The following is a 17,956-nucleotide window of genomic DNA, read 5'->3' on the forward strand; positions in this document are numbered from 1 at the left end:
GCCGATGACCGACACCCTGCTGGGGCTGCAGCGCAACGAGCGGTACGTGTACTGGTCGATCCACTGGGGCTTCCCGGTGCTGCCGATGATCGGGGTCCTCGTGCTCGTGGGAGAGGCGGCCCTCCACCTGGCCCTGCCCTGGGTGGTCCTGGCCACCATCGCCGGCTGGGCCGGGTTGACCGTGACCCACACGTGGCTCCGGCGCGACGGCCAAGTGGGGCCCAGCGGTTGGGACCGCCTGGCGCTGGCCCGGGACGTCCGGCCCGCCCGCCGGGTGTGGGTCCTCGCCACGCTGGGCACCGTCGCGTTGATCCCCTGGATCGCGCCGGACGACTTCGTCCTCGCCCTGCTCATCGTCGTCATGACGGTGGGCATCCTCACCCAACCCCTCCTGGCCGGCCGCCCCCTGCGCGTGGCGCGTGCCGCGACCGGAGCGGTCATCCTCGCCCTGCTCGCGCTCGTCCTGCCGGGCCCCCTCGCGCTGGAGACCCGCTTCCAGACGGGCGTCATGGCCGTGTTCCTGGCCCCGCTCCTGCTCAGCTACGCGGTCATGTTCCTCAACACCCTGGACACGAGCCGCCACCTCGACCGCATGCGTCACGACCAGGCCCGACTGGCGGTCACCGAGGAACGGCTCCGCTTCTCCCGCGACCTGCACGACGTGTTCGGGCGCACCCTGTCCGCGGTGGCCCTGAAGGCCGAGCTGGCGGCGGCCCAGGCCGAGCGTGGGCGTCCGGAGGCGGCCTCGACGATGCGCGAGGTGCAGTCCATCGCGGTGGCCGCGCAGGAGGAGATCCGCGCGGTCGTGCGCGGCTACCGGGAAACCGACCTGGCCGCCGAGGTCGCCGGGGCCCGCGCCCTCCTGGAGGCCGCGGGCACCACGGTCACCACCGTCGTGGAGGGCTCGGACGTCCTGCCCGGGCCCGTCGCCCGCGCGTTCGCGTGGGTCGTCCGGGAAGGTGCCACCAACATCCTCCGCCACTCGGACGCCACCGCGGCCCGTATCAGCGTCAGTGCGGACGCCACCGGCGCGGAACTGAGGGTACGGAACGACCGTCCCTCACCCGCGGGTGGGGCCGGCTCGGGGTTGCTGGGCCTGAGGGAGCGCCTCGCCGAGGTGGGCGGCACCGTGGAGACCGAACACACGGACACGGACTTCACCCTGACCGCCCACGTGGCACCCGACGCGCTGGATCGCCTCGCCCGCGCCCAGCACCAGGAGGAGCGCGCATGATCCGCATCATCGTCGCCGAAGACGAACACCTCATCCGGGAGGCACTCGTCTCCCTCCTCAGCCTGGAGGACGACCTCGAGGTCGTCGCTCAGGCCGCCTCGGGTGACGAGGCGCTGGCGATGGCGCGCAAGCATGCACCCGACGTGGCGGTCCTCGACCTCCAGATGCCCGGGCCGTCCGGCATCGAGGTGGCCAGAACGCTGGCGTCCGAATCGCCGGGGTGCGGGTGCGTGGTCGTGACGTCCCACGGGCTGCCCGGCCACCTCAAGCAGGCCCTCGGCGTGGGCGTCCGGGGGTTCGTGCCGAAAACCATCTCGGGGGCCGGCCTGGCCGCGGTGATCCGGACGGTCCACGCGGGCGGGCGCCACGTCGACCCCGCCTTGGCCGCGGACGCCATCGCCGCCGGCGACTCACCCCTGACCGCGCGCGAGGCCGACGTCCTGCTGGCCGCGGGCGACGGCGCCCCCGTTGAGGACATCGCCGGACGGGTGTCCCTGTCGCCGGGGACCGTCCGCAACTACCTCAGCTCGGCGCAGACGAAGCTGGGTGCCGCGACCCGGCACGAGGCCGTCCGGTTGGCCCGGGCTCGGGGGTGGATCTGACCGGGGCCCGCGCCGCTCGGCGGCGTGGGGGGTGGAGCTACGCTGGCCACACCAGACCTCGAAGGAGAACCATGGCCCTCAGCCGTGACGAGCTCGCCCGTCTCGTCGACCACACCCTGCTCGCCCCGACCGCCACGCAGGCGGACGTCGAGGCCCTGGCCGACGAGGCCGCCGAGCTGGAGACCTACTCCATCTGCGTGTCCCCCTCGATGCTGCCGCTGCCGTTCTCGTCCCGGGTCAAGGTGGCCACGGTGGTCGGCTTCCCGTCGGGCAAGCACACCCCGCGGGCCAAGGCATTCGAGGCGGCCGAAGCCGTCCGCAACGGCGCTGACGAGGTCGACATGGTGATCGACATCGGCGCGCTGAAGTCCGGCGACGCGACCCACACCGAGGACGAGATCCGCGCCGTCCGCGACGCGGTCCCGGCTCCCGGGGTCCTGAAGGTGATCATCGAGTCCGCGACGCTCACCGATGACGAGGTCGTCGCGGCCTGCAAGGCAGCCGAGGCCGCTGGGGCCGACTTCGTGAAGACGTCCACGGGCTTCCACCCGGCCGGTGGGGCGTCCGTCCACGCCGTCGCTTTGATGGCCCAGACGGTCGGTGGACGCCTCGGCGTGAAGGCCTCCGGGGGCATCCGCGACTGGGACACCGCCCAGGCCATGGTCGCCGCAGGCGCGACACGTTTGGGCCTCTCCGGTACCCGGGCCGTGCTGGACGGGGGCACGTCGGAGGGTTACTGAGTCCGCTCGACCCACCCGGCCGGTCTCCCCGCGGAGGCCGGCCGTGTCGCGTCCCTCGGTTTCCGCCGAAGACGCACGGCCGGCGTCCGCCCACAGCCAGGGCTGCACGGAGCGCACGGTTGTGCACAGCCCACGGAATCGAGGGACCGGAAACGGGGTGAACCGCCCACTGTCCCGGCATGGACGATCGACTCATGCCCCTGTTCGCCGCCGGCCCTGTCGCCCTTGCCGACCACCGCCACCTACGCCATCAACTCGACTACGCCGTGAAGCTCGGGCAGGTGACAGTGCCGTTCCGGGGCCTCTACCTCGCCTCGGACGCACCGTTCACCCACCGGCTGCAGGCCCTCCGATTGGCGGATCCCGCCGCCATCGCCACCGGCACCACCGCGGCCCACCTGCACGGCTGGTGCACCCCACCGGACGTCGTGAGTGCGGCCTCGTCGCTGACCGCACGCCCCGGCTACACCCTGGCGCGACGACGCATCCCGCCGCAGCTGGTCGCACGCACCGGAGGGCGGCGGACTTCTCGCGCGCTGACGGCCCTCGACCTGGCCCGCGAGGTGGGGGCGTCCGCGATCGATGATGCGCTGCGCCACCGGGTGAAGCTCGCGGAGCTCGAGCAGGCACTGCGGCTGACACCCCAGGTCGCTGGCAACAAGGAACTGCGCCAACTCCTCGACGACTCGCGCGACGAACCGTGGTCGCCGGCCGAGCGGGGCGCCCACAGGGCCTTGCGCGCAGGCGGGGTCCGAGGCTGGGTCACCAACCACAAGGTCGCCGTGGGTGAGGACAGCTGGTACGCGATCGACATCGCCTTCAAGGCCATCAAGCTGGGGTTCGAGATCGACGGGCGCGAGTACCACGGCGAGTACGACGCCTTCGTGCGCGACCGCCTGCGTGACCTCGCCCTCGCCCGTGGTGACTGGCAGGTCATCCGGGTCCCCGCGCAGTGGGCGCTCGACCACCCCGTCCCGTTCGTCGAGGCAGTCCACGAGATCGTGCAGCTCCGCACGGCACTGTTCCGCTGATTCCGTGGAACCCGCACGACCGGGCCGGTTCCGTAGCCACGGCTGTGGTCGGCGTCCGGTCGTGGGTCCCCGGCGGAATGGCACGAGGTCTGGACGCACGAGGGCCCGGACGCCACTGGCGTCCGGGCCCTCGTGTCAGGGACCCTTCGAGAGCCTCGGGGACCGTTCGAGGGACCTCAGCCGTGCTGCAGCGCCGCCCGGGCCGCTGCGAGGCGCGCGATCGGCACGCGGAACGGCGAGCAGGACACGTAGTTGAGCCCCGCGCGGTGGAAGAAGTCGATCGAGTCCGGATCGCCGCCGTGCTCGCCGCAGACACCGGTCTTGAGGTCAGGCTTGGTGGAACGACCCTTGTCGACGCCCATTTGCACCAGCTGGCCGACGCCCTCCTGGTCGAGGGACTCGAACGGGTTCCGTGCGATGACCTCGTCGTCGACGTAGTGACCCAGGAAGCCACCCTCGGCGTCGTCACGCGAGATGCCGAGACCCGTCTGGGTCAGGTCGTTGGTGCCGAACGAGAAGAAGTCGGCGTGCTTGGCGATCTCGTTCGCGGTGAGCGCCGCGCGCGGGATCTCGATCATCGTCCCGACCGTGTAGTCGAGGCGCTTGCCGGCCTTCTCGAACTCGTCCTCGACGGCCTTCACGACGATGTCGCGCTGCACCTCGAGCTCCTTCGAGATCGCGACCAGCGGGATCATGATCTCCACGCCGACGGTCTCGCCCTCGCGCTCCAGAACCGCCAGCGCGGCCCTGATGATCGCGCGAGCCTGCATGTCGGGGATCGACGGGTACAGCATCGCCAGGCGGCAGCCACGGGTGCCGAGCATCGGGTTCTGCTCGTGCAGGCGCTTGACCTGGGCCAGCGTCTCGCGCTCGCGGGTGAGGTCCTCGTCCGAGCCGCCGGTCAGCTCCAGGCGCTGCACCAGCAGCGACTGCTCGACGAGGTTCGGCAGGAACTCGTGCAGCGGCGGGTCGAGCAGGCGGACGGTGACGGGCAGGCCCTTCATCGCGGTGAAGATGCCCTCGAAGTCGGCCTGCTGCATCGGCAGGATCTCGGCCAGGGCGGCCGCGCGCTGCTCCTCGTTCTCGGCGAGGATCATCTTGCGGACGGCGGGCAGGCGGTCGGCTGCCATGAACATGTGCTCCGTGCGCGCCAGGCCGATGCCCTCGGCGCCCAGCTCGCGGGCCTTCGAGGCGTCGGTGAAGTTCTCCGCATTGGCGCGGACGCCGAGGCGACGGGCGGCGTCCGCCCACTCGCCCACCTTCTGGAAGTTCTCGTCCAGCTTCGGCGGAACCAGCGTCAGCGCCCCCTCGAACACCTCACCGGTGGAGCCGTTCAGCGTCAGGGTGTCGCCCTTGCCGTACGCCTTGCCGTTGATGGTGACCGTCTCGCCCTTGACGTCGATCTTGATACCCGGCGCGCCGGCGACGCACGTGATGCCCATGCCGCGCGCGACGACGGCCGCGTGGGAGGTCATGCCACCGTGGGCGGTCAGGACGCCCTGGGACACCATGACGCCGTGGATGTCGTCCGGGGTGGTCTCGTAGCGGACGAGGACGACCTTCTCGCCGGCCTTGCCACGCTCGGCGGCGTCGTCCGCGGAGAACGACAGCATGCCCACGGCCGCACCCGGGGAGGCGGGCAGGCCCTTGACGATGGCGGTGGCCGTCTCGTGCGGATCGATCCCGTCGTGGAGCAGGGCGTCCAGGTCGGACGGGTTGAGGCGCAGGAGCGCGTCCTCCTTGGTGATGAGGCCCTCCTCGACCATGTCGACGGCGGTCTTCACCGCAGCCGCGGCGGTGCGCTTGCCGTTGCGGGTCTGCAGCATGTAGAGCTTGCGATCCTCGACGGTGAACTCCATGTCCTGCATGTCCTTGTAGTGGAGCTCGAGCTTCTCCATCGTGGCCAGCAGCTCGTGGAACGCCTCGGGCAGGACCTCCTCCATCTCCGCCAGGTCACGCGGGGTCCGGATGCCGGCGACGACGTCCTCGCCCTGGGCGTTGGTCAGGAACTCGCCGTAGAGCTCCTTGTCGCCGGTGGACGGGTTGCGGGAGAAGCAGACGCCGGTCGCCGACGTCTCACCACGGTTGCCGAACACCATCTGCTGGACGTTGACGGCGGTGCCGAGGTCGCGGGAGATGTGGTTGGCGCGGCGGTACACCTCGGCGCGCGGGTTCAGCCAGCTCGCGAACACGGCGTTGACCGCGCGGAACAGCTGCTCGCGGGGGTCGGACGTCCAGTGGCCACCGAGCGCCTCGTTGGCCAGTTGCTTGAACTCGGCGGTGAGCTCCTTCAGGTCCCCGGCCGTCAGGTCGGTGTCCTGGGCGGCGCCCTTGCGGTGCTTCATGGCGGTGAGGGCGTCCTCGAAGACGTCGGGGGCGATGCCCTCCACGACCTCGCCGTACATCTGGATGAACCGGCGGTAGCAGTCGTAGGCGAAGCGCTCGTTGCCGTCAGCGAGGGCGGCCACGGCCGGGACCGTGTCGTCGGAGATGCCCAGGTTGAGGATCGTGTCCATCATGCCCGGCATGGAGAAGACGGCACCGGAACGGACGGAGACGAGCAGCGGGTTCTCGGCCGAGCCCAGCTTCTTGCCCGTGCGCTCCTCGAGCCGGTCGAGACCGGCCTCGACCTGGTCGCGCAGGCCCGCGGGCCACTCGCTGTTGTTGTTCATGGTGTCCACGCAGGCCTGCGTGGTGACAGTGAAGGCATCCGGTACGGGGACCCCGATGCGGTTCATCTCGGCGAGGTTGGCACCCTTGCCACCCAGCAGGGGCTTCAGCGACGCGTCACCCTCATTGAGGTCGTAGACGTACTTCGGCTGATCATTCATGAAAAGGCTTCTCCTTCATGTGCTCCGTACACGTCGACGTGCTGGCCCTCGGGCCACCGGACGGCGGAGCGTCCGCCCGGAGTGTCCAGCACCCACCGTAGTGGGTGGAAGCGACGGGACAGCGCAAGTGTTCCGGATCGGAACGAGGACGCCGGATACGATGACGGGCATGACCCTCGACCCCGTGGCGGCCCTCATGTTGGACGAGGCCGGCCCGCTGTCAGGACGAGTCCTCGTCGTGGACGACCTCGGCGGAGGGCTCACCCGGGCGGCCCGGGAGGCCGGCGCGGAGGTCCTCACGTGGTGTGACGACCTGAGGGACCTGGACGCCATCCCGGCCGAGAACCGCCTCGCCGCGCTCCCACCCGAGGGATGGCGGCCCGACCTGGTGTTGCTGCGGTTGCCGAAGTCCGTGTCGGCCCTGGAGGACTACGCCGAGCACCTGGCGCTGCTGCTCGCCCCCACGGGCAGGATCGTGGCCGGCGGACGCACCAAGCACATGACGCCCAACCAGAACGTCGCGCTGCGGCGCCAGTTCGCCCAGGTGTCGGCGAGCCTGGGGCGGCAGAAGTCCCGAGTCCTGCACGCCACCGGCGCCACGCCCGGTCCACGTCGCTGGCCGTCACGGCACCACCACCCCGAGGTCGGCGTGACCGCCATCTCCCACGGGCACGTGTTCAACACGAGCCGGCTCGACGACGGCACCCACCTGCTGCTGCGCACGCTGGCCCGCACCGCCGGGGACGTCGTCCCCGACCACCGCACCACACGCGGCACGGCCCTCGACGTGGGGTGCGGGTCGGGCATCGTCGCCGCGTGGCTCGCCCAGCGCGGGTGGACCACCACCGCCACGGACGTCTCGTATTCCGCGGCGCACTCGGCCCGGCTGACGGCGCGCGCCAACGGCGTCCGGGTGGGGATCCGGCGGGCAGACATGCTGGTGGGGACGCCCTCCCACTCCATCGACCTGCTGGTCAGCAACCCGCCGTTCCACGTCGGGGCGTCCAAGGACTCCACACCGACCTTCGAGATGATCCGCGACGCGAGCCGGGTGCTCCGTCCGGGAGGCGAGGCGTGGCTCGTGTTCAACGCGCACCTGCCCTACCTCGCCGCGCTGCGCCTCTACATCGGCAACACCACCGTCGAGGCACAGGACCGCCACTACATCGTGGCGCGCGCCCTCAAGGAGCCGAACCCGTGACCAGCGTCGTGCACCCGAGACCCAAGCCGACGCGGCGGGGCAAGCGACACGCCGGCTGGGTGCCGAACCAGCACGGCGCGTGGGCGATGCTCGTCGTCCCCTTCCTCCTGGGCACGTTCCTCCGGCTCACCGACGGGGGGTCGGGTTGGTTCCTGGTCCCGCTATTCGTGTGCTGGATGATCGGCTACTTCGCGTTCCACGCGGCGTCCGGTTGGCTGAAGGCCCCACCCACCCGCAAGGCCGGCTGGGTGCGTCCGTTGGTGGTGTGCGCCTCGATCGCCGCGGTCGCCGGCGTCCTGACGCTGGTGGCCGTGGGCTGGCGGATCGCCCTGTGGGCGCCCGCGTTCGTCCCGCTCGTGGTGCCCGCCCTGTGGCTGGCGGCCCAGCGCAACGAGCGCGCCACGATCGGCGGTGCCCTGACGATCGCGGCCGCGTCCCTGATGATCCCGATCGCGCGGTACCCCGACCCGGCCGACGCCTTCGCCGGCGCCACGTGGCCCACCTGGCTGCTGACGCTGCTGGTGTTCGCCTACTTCTTCGGCACCGTGCTGTACGTGAAGACGAACATCCGGGAGCGGGGTTCGCGGCCGTGGCTGGTGGCGTCCATCGCCTACCACGCAAGCTGGACGGCCGTCGCCGCCCTCCTCGCGGCACTGGGCTCGATCCCGTGGTGGTGGACGCCGTTCTTCGCCCTGACCACGCTGCGCGCGGCACTCATCCCCGCCCGCACGTGGAGCGCCAAGCACATCGGCTACCTCGAGATCGTCCTCAGCGCCCTGCTGCTGGTGTGTTTCGTGGTCTGGCCCCTGCGGTAAGGGGACGCCGGTCTACATTGTCGCCATGGACCCCCAGGGTGGTGTCAGGCGCAACCGTTGGACCTTCGCGATCGGTACCGTCGGCCGCGACATGGTCTATTCGATGATGGCCGTGTTCCTCATCTTCTTCCTCACCGAGATCCTCGACCTGGACGACGCCACGATGTGGTGGATCAACGGCATCTTCCTCGCCGTCCGGCTGCTGGACGCGTTCGACGACGTCATCACCGGCTTCATCGTCGACAACACCCGGACGCGCTGGGGCCAGTTCAAGCCCTGGATCGTCATCGGCGCGCTGGCGACGGGGGTGATGACGCTCCTGCTGTTCAGCGACCTGGGCCTGCGCGGCATGACGTTCGTGGTCGTGTTCGGCCTCGTCTACCTGGCGTGGGGCATCGCGTTCAGCATGAACGACATCGGGTACTGGTCGCTGTTGCCCGCGCTGAGCCTGGATCCCGAGGAGCGCGAGCGCCTCGGCTCCCTGGCCAAGGTCTTCGCCACGATCGGGCTCTTCACGACGGTGGTGGCCATCTTCCCCGTCACGAACGCACTCGGGGGTGATGCCCGCGCCTGGACCACGTTCGCCGGCGTCATCGTGGCGATCATGCTGCTGGGCCAGGCGGTGACCGTCTTCGGGGTCAGGGAGCCCCGGATCACCTCCGAACCCGAGAGCACTCCGCTGCGCGACGTGTTCGCGATCATCGGGCGCAACGACCAGCTGCTGTGGGTCGCGGCATCCATGGTGCTGTTCCTCATCGGTTACAACACGACGACCACGTTCGGCGCCTACTTCTTCAAGTACGCCTACCGCGACGAGAACATGTACTCGCCGTTCGCGGCGATCCTCGGCGTCGGCCAGCTGGTGGGCTTCGCGGTGTTCCCGATCGTCAGCAAGTGGCTCACCCGACGTCAGCTGTTCTCCGCCGCCATGGGGACCATCGCGGCGGGCTACGTCGTGTTCTTCTTCTCGCCCATGAACCTCATCCCGATCGGCGTCGCCGGGCTGATGCTGTTCGTGGGGAACGCCTTCGTGGCCGTCCTGATGATCGTGTTCCTCAGCGACTGCGTCGAGTACGGCCAGTGGAAGCTCGGACGCCGCAACCAGGCCATCACGTTCTCCGTCCAGCCCCTGATCAACAAGGTCGGCGGCGCGATGGGGACGGCGATCGTCGGCGCGACGGTCATCCTGACCGGTATCAACGAGGCGCCGACCCCGGACGACGTCACCCCCGAGGGCCTGTTCGGGATGAAGATGATGATGATGGTCTTCCCGCTGGTCCTGATCTTCACCAGCTACGTCCTCAATCGCCGCTTCTACAAGATCGACGAGGAGTTCCACGCCCGGATCGTCGCCGACCTGCGCGCCCGGGGTGAACTGGTGGCCTGACCTGACCCTCCGAACGAACCCTTTACAGAAACCTGAATCAGCCGTCAGGATTGCGCCATGAGCGACCTCACGCCCCAGCGCATCGAGACCCACCGCCTGACGCAGAACGTCTGGCTCTCCGGCCCCTCCGACGGGGTCCCCCTGCTGCTCGTCCACGGCAACCTCTCCAGCGGTGGCTTCTGGCGCTACGTCGCCGACGAGCTGGACGACGACGTCCGCGTCATCGCCCCCGACCTGCGTGGCTACGGCGACACCGACCCCGAGCCGATCGACGCCACTCGCGGACTCGGGAACATGGTCGACGACCTCCACGCCCTCCTCGAGACGCTGGGCCTGGCCGGCCAGCGCCGGGTCAACGCGGCGGGGTGGTCGATGGGCGCCGGCGTCCTGCAGCAGATGATGCTCGAGTACCCGGACGACCTCGCCTCGGTCACCCTCGTCGCCCCGCTCTCGCCGTACGGCTTCGGTGGCACCAAGGGGACGAACGGTGAACACGCCACCCCGGACGCCGCGGCCTGCGGCGCGGCCGGCGCGAACCCGGCGTTCGTCGAGCGCCTCGCGGCCAAGGACATGAGCGAGGACGACCCCCAGACCAGCCCCCGGGTCGTCATGCGGACCTTCTACGGCGGCGGGGCCAACGCGGCCAACATCGACGAGGACTTCCTGACCGCCGAACTCGTCAAGACCCGTACGGGCGACGACTTCTACCCGGGAACGGCGGTCCCGTCCGAGACGTGGCCGGGGCTGGCGACCGGGGACCGCGGCGTCCTCAACACCATGAGCCCGAAGTACTACGACGCGTCCGCGATCGTCGACCTCGAGCGGAAGCCGGCGATCACGTGGATCCACGGCAGCGAGGACAAGATCGTCTCGGACGCCTCCCTGTTCGACCTCGCCACCCTGGGCCAGCTCGGCGCCGTCCCCGGTTGGCCGGGTGAGGACGTCCTGCCCCCGCAGCCGATGGTGCAGCAGACCCGAGCCGTCCTCGAGGCCTACCGCGCCAACGGCGGACACGTCACCGAGGTGGCGCTGGAGGGCGAGGACCACGGCATCCCGCTGGCCGTCCCTGGCCGTGTCGCCGAGGAGATCACCGCGATCCTCGTCCGCTGACGCACAGTGAAATTTCAACGCTCCGAGGAGAGCCGCGGGGTACCGGCGAGCGGGGGGCGCGCCGGTAGGGTGCCGACATGCGCCCGGAACACCTGCCGCTGCTGACCACGGTCGGCACGCCCACCGTCGCTGCGGACGGCTCCTATGCCGTCGTCGCCACGTCCCGGCCCTCGTTCGAGGCGGACGCCTACACGGGTCAGCTCTGGCGCGTCCCGCTGGACGGGGGAACGCCGGTCAGGATGACCCGCGGCTTCGCCGACTCCGGCCCGCAGGTCAGCCCGGACGGACGGCTGGTGGCGTTCCTGCGCCGTGAGGCCGGGGGACGTCCCCAGCTGTTCGTGGCGCCGGCGTCCGGGGGCGAGGCCGCTCAGACGACGGAGCAGAAGCTGGGGGTGGAGGCGTTCTGCTGGTCCCCCGACTCGACGCTGCTCGCGTTCACCGCGCGCGTCCCCGACGAGGGCCGCTACGGCACCCTGGAGGGCGTCGACGCGGGCCAGGAGGACCCACGCCACTTGACCGGCTACCAGGTCCAGTCCAACGGGCTGGGCTGGTCGACCGACCGCACCGCCCAACTGTTCGTCGTGGCGGCGCCGGATCCCCACGGCGAGCCGCCGGTCAAGCCCGTGGGTCGTGCGGCGCGCGACCTGCCCAAGGACGCCGTCTGGAACGTCCCGCCCGCGCGCCGACTCACCGAGGGCGTCTGGGACGTCACCGAACCCGCCTTCACCCCCGACGGCGACGCGGTGCTCGTCACCACCAAGTCCGGGGCGGACGCCGACGAGCACCTCCGCACGGCGATCCACCGGGTGTGCGTCGAGACCGGCCAGACCACGCCGGTCGTGGCCGACCACACCCTCTCGTTCCGAGCACCCTGCCCCGTCGGCGACGCGTGGCTGTTCGTACTCGGCTCCGACCTGGGCGAGGACGGCCGCGACTTCGTGGCCACCAACGAGGCCGTGTACGTGGTGGCCCGCGACGGCGGCTCCCCCGTCCGTCTCACCGATCCCGAGACCGTGGAGACGCAAGGACGGCTGGCCCCTGTCGGCGAGGACGCCGTGCTGGTCGTCCGCGCGCACCGGGGGTCGACCGAGGTCCTCCGCGTCGCCGCGGACGGCACCGTGGACACCGTGTGGTCCGGGGAGGCGTCGACCCAAGCCGTGGCCGAGGTCCCCGGCGGCGGGTTCGTCGCCTCGGTCGTCCCCGTCGACTCGGCCGGTGAGCTGCTGCTCGTCCGGGACGGCGCACCGCGCCGCCTGACCGACTTCGGCGCCGCCCTGCGCGGAGCCACCACCGTCATCGAACCGCGCGAGCTCACGGCGTCCGCCCCGGACGGCACCGAGGTGCACGGCTGGGTGCTGGTGCCCGAGGGGGAGGGCCCGCACCCGGTCCTGTTGAACATCCACGGCGGCCCGTACGCGCACTACACCGGCGACTTCTTCGACGAGTTCCAGGTGCTCGTCGAGGCCGGTTACGCCGTCGTGGCGTGCAACCCGCGCGGGTCGGGCTCGTACGGCCAGGCACACGGTTCGGCGATCCGCCACGACTTCGGCAACCTCGACATGGTCGACGTGCTCGCCTTCCTGGCCCACGCCACCGGCACCGTCGAGGGTTTGGACGCCGAGCGCGTCGGGATCATGGGCGGCAGCTACGGCGGCTACCTGACGGCGTGGATCATCGCCCATGACCACCGGTTCGCCGCCGCCATCGTGGAGCGCGGGTTCCTCGACCCGGCTTCGTTCCTCGGGGCGTCCGACATCGGGTGGTTCTTCATGCCCGCCTACAACGGCACCGACCCAGCCGAGCAGGATCGGCAGTCCCCCATGCTGCTGGCCGACCAGGTGCGGACGCCGACCTTCGTCGTGCACTCCGAGCTCGACCTGCGTTGCCCGCTGGGTCAGGCGCTGCGCTACTTCACCGCGCTCAAGGCGTCCGGCGTCCCGACGGAACTGCTGGTGTTCCCGGGGGAGAACCACGAGCTGTCCCGGTCCGGCACGCCGTGGCACCGTCGCCAGCGCTTCGAGGCGATCCTCGCGTGGTGGGGACGGTACCTCCCCCTGCGTGGTGCCGAGCGCACGGGGTAGTCTCGCCAAGGTGACCATCCCCCGCAGTGCCGCAGCACTCGCGGCGGCCGTGACGGTCGCGGCGGTGTGCACGGGTTGCGCGACGGCGCCGCCCGCGGGTTCCCCCCCACCCACGGGAACGACGGCGGGCCCAGCAGTTCCCGCACCCACGGCGTCCGCGACGCCGACGGTGGTGCTCGACCTCACCGTCCCCGGGGAGGCCAAGGCCCTGGTGGCCGAGCTGATGCGGGCCGCCGAGTCGGAGCGGGCGATCATGGTGACGGTCACCAGCACGGACGCCGCGGTCACCGTCCTGCGGGACGGCGAGGCCCAGACGTGGGCGTGGCGCGACAGTCGCGTCCAACGCGTCCCGTCCGACATCACCTACGTCGACCAACGGACGTTCGACCCCGACAACTACGACTTCTCCGACGTCGGCGCGCTCTTCCGGGCCGCCGAGGCGGTCTCGGCCTCGCGCCAGCGGCAGTCGCTGCAAATCGTCGACTACTCCGCCGGACTGGTGTCGATGTCGGTGTCCACCGTGCCGGAGTCGCGCGCCGTGTTCTTCAACCCCGACGGGACACTCCTGCCCACCCTCGACTTCACCTCCGCGTGGGGCCTCGAGCAGGGCTACGCGGACGCCGTGGGCGATCGGCGGGTCGCCACGGCGGTCGGGTTCGGCTCGGCGAACGGAGTCCATCTCGACGGGCTGCAGGGCGACGACGGCTCCTTCCAGCGGCGGCAGCGGAACGCCCGCACCCCGGTGATCGTCACGCCACGCTCCGACCCGACGATCCTGCGACCCTTCGACCCCGCGCTGGTCGACCCCGCCGTGGTGTGGGACGTGCTGGTCCGCCTCCGTGAGCAGGGCGCGTTCTCGCTCGACCAGACCTGGACGTGCATCGCCGATGACCGTGCGGCCAACGGCGTGCCGCGCCTGCACTTCACGGTCGGCGACCGATCGTTCACCACCGACCTCGAGGGGGACGTGATCCCCTGACCCGCGGCAGCGGGCCCCGTTCACGTCAGGACAGGGATCCCACCGCGAACGTGTTGCACTGGTTGGGGTCGCCGGTGTTGAAGCCCTTCGAGAGCCACTGCTTGCGCATCTGCGAGGAGCCGTGGGTCCACTGGCTGGGGTCGATGCGCCCCGCCTGCATGCGCTGGATGTGGTCGTCACCGACGACCTCGGCGGCGTTCACGGCGCGGTCCAGGTCCTCCTGGGTGACCTCGCTGATGATGCTGTCGGTCTCGCCGGCGGCGTAGCGCAGCCAGACACCGGCGTAGCAGTCGGCCTGCAGTTCGAGGCGGACGGCCGGGCTGTCCGCACCGGCGGTCTGCCCCTGGCGCTGGACCTGCTCCATTCTGCCGGTCAGGTTCGAGATGTGGTGACCGTACTCGTGGGCGATGACGTACGCCTCGGCCGCGTCGCCGCCCTGGGCGCCGAGCTGGGGCAGCATGGTCGCGAAGAAGGCCTTGTCGAGGTAGATGGTCTGGTCGGCCGGGCAGTAGAAGGGGCCAACCTGGGCGGTGGCCTGGCCGCACGCGGTGTTGATCGCACCATCGAAGGTGACCGTCTTGGTCATCTGGTAACCCGGCAGGGCCTGCTGCCAATAGCTCTGGATCGAGTTGGTGTACGCCACGTAGCGACACTCGGGATCCTTCTCGATGTCCGCGCCCGTCTGGCAGTGCGCGTACTGGCTGTCGGGCTCCTGCGGCGTCTGGCCGGCTGACCCCCCACCCAGCAGCATCCCGGGATCGAAACCGAACAGGAGGGCGAGGATCACCACCAGGATGCTGGCGCCACCGCCCACGGCGATCGTGCCGCCGCGGCCCCTACCGCCTCCTCCCATCTGCGACGGGTCCAGTTGGGCTCCCGGGTTGTACTCCACGTCATGCTCCCCTCGTCGCGTGCCGGATGTGGGTCGAGCATAGCCAACCGACATCGGCCGGACGAGGGTCTCGACTCCCATCTCCCCGGAGGGGCGACTTGGTTCGTCCGTCGGGGAGGGCCAAGATGGGCAGGTGGAGATCTTGGGCGTGGAACTGCCGGGCGGGACGCCCGTGCTGTCGTTCACGCTCGGGCACGGGGAGGACCCGTACCAGGTGGCTTGGGAGAGCGGCTACCGCGTGCTCCGGCCGCTATCGGCCTCGGGGACGCTGGAGGACCTCACCGTCACCCTGCAGGTGGTCCCGCACCGGCGTCCGGTCACACCGCGGGGCCCGCAGCGCGTCCGGACGACCCTGCGCCCCGGCGAGGTCACCGGGCAACCCGTCGTCCGCCAGCGGCTCGCCGCCTACGCGCTGGTGGTCTCCGAGCGCGGCGTGCTGGCCACCGAGTTCTCCAACCGGACGGCCGTCCCCGGCATGTGGGGCCTGCCCGGAGGCGGGATCGACCCCGGGGAGAACCCGGCGGCGACCGTCCAACGGGAGGTGTTCGAGGAGACCGGGCAGGACATCGAGATCACGCGCTTCCTCGACATGCAGTCCGACCATTGGATCGGCCATTCCCCCACCGGCATCATCGAGGACTTCCACGCCGTCCGGCTCATCTATGCCGCCCGGTGCGACTCGCCGCAGGACCCGGTCGTCCACGACGTGGGCGGCACCACCGCGAACAGCCAGTGGGTGCCGGCCGACCGGCTGCGCGAGGTCGCCTGGATCAACGGCTCCCGCGCGCTGCTCGGCAAGCACGGGCACGACGTGATGCGGATGTTTCGCCGCCGCCGCTCGGCCTGAGGCCGCCACGCGAGGAACCCCCGCCCGGACGCCCGGACGGGGGTTCGCTCTGTGGTGCCAGTTATGGCCTGTCAGTCCTGGCCGGCTGTCAGTTCTGGCGGAAGTAGCTCAGGATGCGCAGGATCTCGGTGTACAACCAGACCATGGTGACGGTCAGGCCGAACGCACCGCGCCACGACTCCGAGGCGGGCAGGCGGTTGCGGATGCCCTGCTCGATGTAGTCGAAGTCCATGATCAGGTTGGCCACGGCGAGCACGACGGCGACGGCCGAGATGAGCCACGCGAGGGGACCCGCGCCCGCACCGATGCCGCGCAGGCCGAGGTCGGCGCCGAAGAGGGCGGCGACGAAGTTGACCAGCACGACGCCCAACAGGGCGAACGTGGAGATGGTCACGATCTTGCGGAACCGGCTGGTGACCTTGATGCGCAGGAACTTGTACGCGGCCAGCGTGGCGCCGGCGGCCACGAACGTGCCCATCACGGCCGCCGGGACGATGCCGGCGTACAGGGTTTCGAACAGGAGGCTGAACGCGCCGATGAAGACGCCCTCGATGACCGAGTAGGCGAGCACGAAGGCGGGGTTGATGACGCGCCGCAGCGACACCATGAGCACCGCGACGAAACCGACGATGCCGGAGACGAGAAGGGCCGGCAGCAGCAGCGTCGGCGGGAGGAACAGGAAGGTGATCGCCGCGGACACGATGAGCGCGCCGAGCGTGATCGCGGTCTTGGTGATGACGTCGTCGATCGTCATGACACCCTGGCCGGACTGGGTCTGGTGGGGGGCCTGCGCGCCGGGGCCGTACGGCTGCGTGCCGTAGGGCGAACCGTACGGAGCGCCGTACTGCTGCGGGGCAGCCTGCTGGAACTGCTCGCTGCGCGTGAAGACGGGATTGGTACTACGCATCAGGGGTCGCGCCTTTCTGGGGGACTCGCTGTCATCCTAGACAACGCTCCCAAGCCGGCCACCTATTCCCTCCGCGCGCCCGAGAACGGGTGCCCCCGGCGGGATTCGAACCCGCACTTGGGCGGGTTTAAGCCGCCTGCCTCTGCCGTTGGGCCACGGGGGCCGGCCCGGACGCCGTGCGTGACGGCCGGACGCGGTGGGTGCGAGTCTAGGTGTACTGGGCCACGACGTTCATGACAGGCGGCTGGTCGGGGGTAGTCCTCCGAGTGCGCTGTGGCGTCTTTGAGTGTTGTAGGTCTCCAGCCAGGGGTCAAGGGCGTCGCGGCGGGCCTGGTTGCTGGTGAACACGTGGCGGTAGGCCCACTCGGTGGTCAGGGTGCGGTTGAAGCGTTCGACCTTGCCGTTCTGCCAGGGGCAGTGGGGTTTGATGAACTTCTGCTTCGCGCCAATGGTCTCGACCGCGTCGATGAACGCTCGACCATGTCGGTAGGCGAACGCGTTGTCGGTCATCACTCGCTCGATGCTGGTGATGCCGTGGGTGGCGAAGTAGGCCGCGGCTCGCAGCAGGAAGCCGGCGCAGGTGTCGACGCGTTCATCGTCGTGGATCTCGCTGTAGGCCAGGCGGGAGTGGTCATCGACCATCGAGTGGACGTAGTCGTAGCCGATCTTGGGCCGCTTGTTCTTGGCGACGATGGTGTCGGAGCGTCCGTGGGCCCGCCAGCCGCCACCGTCGGGGATCTTGCCCAGCTTCTTGACATCCACGTGCACCAGTTCGCCGGGACGTTCGCGTTCGTAGCGGACCGCGGTCTGCTTCGAGGTGCGGATCACCTGGCCGGTCATCGGGTCCAGGCAGGTCAGGGGCGGCATGCCCCGTCGGTGCAGGATCCGGGTCACGGTCCGCGGCGCGAGCCCGAGTTCGGCCGCGATCCAGTCAGGGCCGCGTCGGTGCTCCTGACGGGCGGCCACCACCAGGTCCTCCACCGTGGCTGGTGTCGCGGTCGGGCACGCGTGAGGACGGCTGGACCGGTCATGCAGACCGGCCTCGCCCTCGGCGTCCCAGCGTGCCAGCCAGCGGTGAGCACACTGACGTGAAATCCCCATCGCCTTCGCTGCATGGGCGACCGGCCAGTGCTGGTATCGGACCCGATCGACCAGCAGCTTGCGGCCATGAAAGTTGAGGCGGGCGTTACGGTGGGACACGAGGACCTCCGGGTGTGAGATGTGACCTTCGACAAGCCACACCCCACCCGGGGGTCCTCCCTCACGTCAATACCGACGCGCTGTCACCAACCTCTTGGC

15 protein-coding genes and 1 tRNA gene are annotated in these 17,956 nt (G+C 70.5%); 11 read left to right on the forward strand and 5 right to left on the reverse strand.

What is annotated here, in order from left to right; genetic code table 11:
* Nucleotides 1–4: 4 nt before the first annotated feature.
* The 4 genes from AC5YDV_RS02665 to AC5YDV_RS02680 all read left to right on the forward strand — a co-directional run bounded on the left by AC5YDV_RS02665 (nucleotide 5) and on the right by AC5YDV_RS02680 (nucleotide 3,607).
* Nucleotides 5–1,234, forward strand: a complete 1,230-nt coding sequence (locus AC5YDV_RS02665) for a sensor histidine kinase (protein ID WP_496181935.1) — start codon at nucleotides 5–7, stop codon at nucleotides 1,232–1,234.
* The gene (locus AC5YDV_RS02670) at nucleotides 1,231–1,836 is read left to right on the forward strand and encodes a response regulator transcription factor (protein WP_496181934.1); all 606 of its coding nucleotides are present in this window, start codon (nucleotides 1,231–1,233) and stop codon (nucleotides 1,834–1,836) included. The genes AC5YDV_RS02665 and AC5YDV_RS02670 overlap by 4 nt, the downstream gene beginning before the upstream one ends.
* A gap of 71 nt (nucleotides 1,837–1,907) precedes the next feature.
* Entirely contained in the window at nucleotides 1,908–2,576 is a 669-nt protein-coding gene (gene deoC / locus AC5YDV_RS02675; protein WP_496181933.1) for a deoxyribose-phosphate aldolase, read from the forward strand.
* A gap of 194 nt (nucleotides 2,577–2,770) precedes the next feature.
* Nucleotides 2,771–3,607 (forward strand): endonuclease domain-containing protein, encoded by an 837-nt coding sequence (locus tag AC5YDV_RS02680; protein ID WP_496192326.1) that lies wholly within the window; start codon nucleotides 2,771–2,773, stop codon nucleotides 3,605–3,607.
* A gap of 176 nt (nucleotides 3,608–3,783) precedes the next feature.
* On the opposite strand, the gene ppdK is transcribed toward AC5YDV_RS02680, so the two are convergent.
* A complete protein-coding gene (ppdK, locus tag AC5YDV_RS02685) occupies nucleotides 3,784–6,438 on the reverse strand; it encodes a pyruvate, phosphate dikinase (RefSeq protein ID WP_496181931.1) in 2,655 nt (884 codons plus the stop codon).
* Nucleotides 6,439–6,607: 169 nt separating this feature from the next.
* Here ppdK and AC5YDV_RS02690 point away from each other — a divergent pair, with 169 nt between their 5' ends.
* The 6 genes from AC5YDV_RS02690 to AC5YDV_RS02715 all read left to right on the forward strand — a co-directional run bounded on the left by AC5YDV_RS02690 (nucleotide 6,608) and on the right by AC5YDV_RS02715 (nucleotide 14,011).
* Nucleotides 6,608–7,639: a class I SAM-dependent methyltransferase gene (locus AC5YDV_RS02690; RefSeq protein ID WP_496181930.1), complete on the forward strand. Its 1,032-nt coding sequence runs from the start codon at nucleotides 6,608–6,610 to the stop codon at nucleotides 7,637–7,639.
* Nucleotides 7,636–8,454 (forward strand): YwiC-like family protein, encoded by an 819-nt coding sequence (locus tag AC5YDV_RS02695; RefSeq protein ID WP_496181929.1) that lies wholly within the window; start codon nucleotides 7,636–7,638, stop codon nucleotides 8,452–8,454. Before AC5YDV_RS02690 ends, AC5YDV_RS02695 begins: the two co-directional genes overlap by 4 nt.
* Before the next feature lie 25 nt (nucleotides 8,455–8,479).
* A complete protein-coding gene (locus tag AC5YDV_RS02700) occupies nucleotides 8,480–9,841 on the forward strand; it encodes a glycoside-pentoside-hexuronide (GPH):cation symporter (RefSeq protein WP_496181928.1) in 1,362 nt (453 codons plus the stop codon).
* 57 nt (nucleotides 9,842–9,898) lie between these two features.
* Nucleotides 9,899–10,951: an alpha/beta fold hydrolase gene (locus AC5YDV_RS02705; protein WP_496181927.1), complete on the forward strand. Its 1,053-nt coding sequence runs from the start codon at nucleotides 9,899–9,901 to the stop codon at nucleotides 10,949–10,951.
* A 77-nt stretch (nucleotides 10,952–11,028) separates the two neighbouring features.
* Entirely contained in the window at nucleotides 11,029–13,032 is a 2,004-nt protein-coding gene (locus AC5YDV_RS02710; RefSeq protein ID WP_496181926.1) for a S9 family peptidase, read from the forward strand.
* 10 nt (nucleotides 13,033–13,042) lie between these two features.
* Complete coding sequence (locus AC5YDV_RS02715; protein ID WP_496181925.1) at nucleotides 13,043–14,011, forward strand: hypothetical protein; 969 nt, start codon at nucleotides 13,043–13,045, stop codon at nucleotides 14,009–14,011.
* Between the two features lie 25 nt (nucleotides 14,012–14,036).
* On the opposite strand, the gene ypfJ is transcribed toward AC5YDV_RS02715, so the two are convergent.
* The gene (ypfJ, locus tag AC5YDV_RS02720) at nucleotides 14,037–14,903 is read right to left on the reverse strand and encodes a KPN_02809 family neutral zinc metallopeptidase (RefSeq protein ID WP_496181924.1); all 867 of its coding nucleotides are present in this window, start codon (nucleotides 14,901–14,903) and stop codon (nucleotides 14,037–14,039) included.
* Between the two features lie 133 nt (nucleotides 14,904–15,036).
* On the opposite strand from ypfJ, the gene AC5YDV_RS02725 reads away from it, so the two are divergent.
* Nucleotides 15,037–15,750: an NUDIX hydrolase gene (locus tag AC5YDV_RS02725; protein WP_496181923.1), complete on the forward strand. Its 714-nt coding sequence runs from the start codon at nucleotides 15,037–15,039 to the stop codon at nucleotides 15,748–15,750.
* A gap of 88 nt (nucleotides 15,751–15,838) precedes the next feature.
* Here the strand turns inward: AC5YDV_RS02725 and AC5YDV_RS02730 are convergent, their stop codons facing one another.
* The 3 genes from AC5YDV_RS02730 to AC5YDV_RS02740 all read right to left on the reverse strand — a co-directional run bounded on the left by AC5YDV_RS02730 (nucleotide 15,839) and on the right by AC5YDV_RS02740 (nucleotide 17,857).
* Entirely contained in the window at nucleotides 15,839–16,657 is an 819-nt protein-coding gene (locus AC5YDV_RS02730; protein WP_496181922.1) for a Bax inhibitor-1/YccA family protein, read from the reverse strand.
* Nucleotides 16,658–16,747: 90 nt separating this feature from the next.
* Nucleotides 16,748–16,820, reverse strand: a tRNA-Leu gene (locus AC5YDV_RS02735).
* A 68-nt stretch (nucleotides 16,821–16,888) separates the two neighbouring features.
* A complete protein-coding gene (locus AC5YDV_RS02740; protein WP_496181913.1) occupies nucleotides 16,889–17,857 on the reverse strand; it encodes an IS481 family transposase in 969 nt (322 codons plus the stop codon).
* Nucleotides 17,858–17,956 lie beyond the last annotated feature (99 nt).

Source organism: Propioniciclava sp. LT432 (assembly GCF_059515965.1).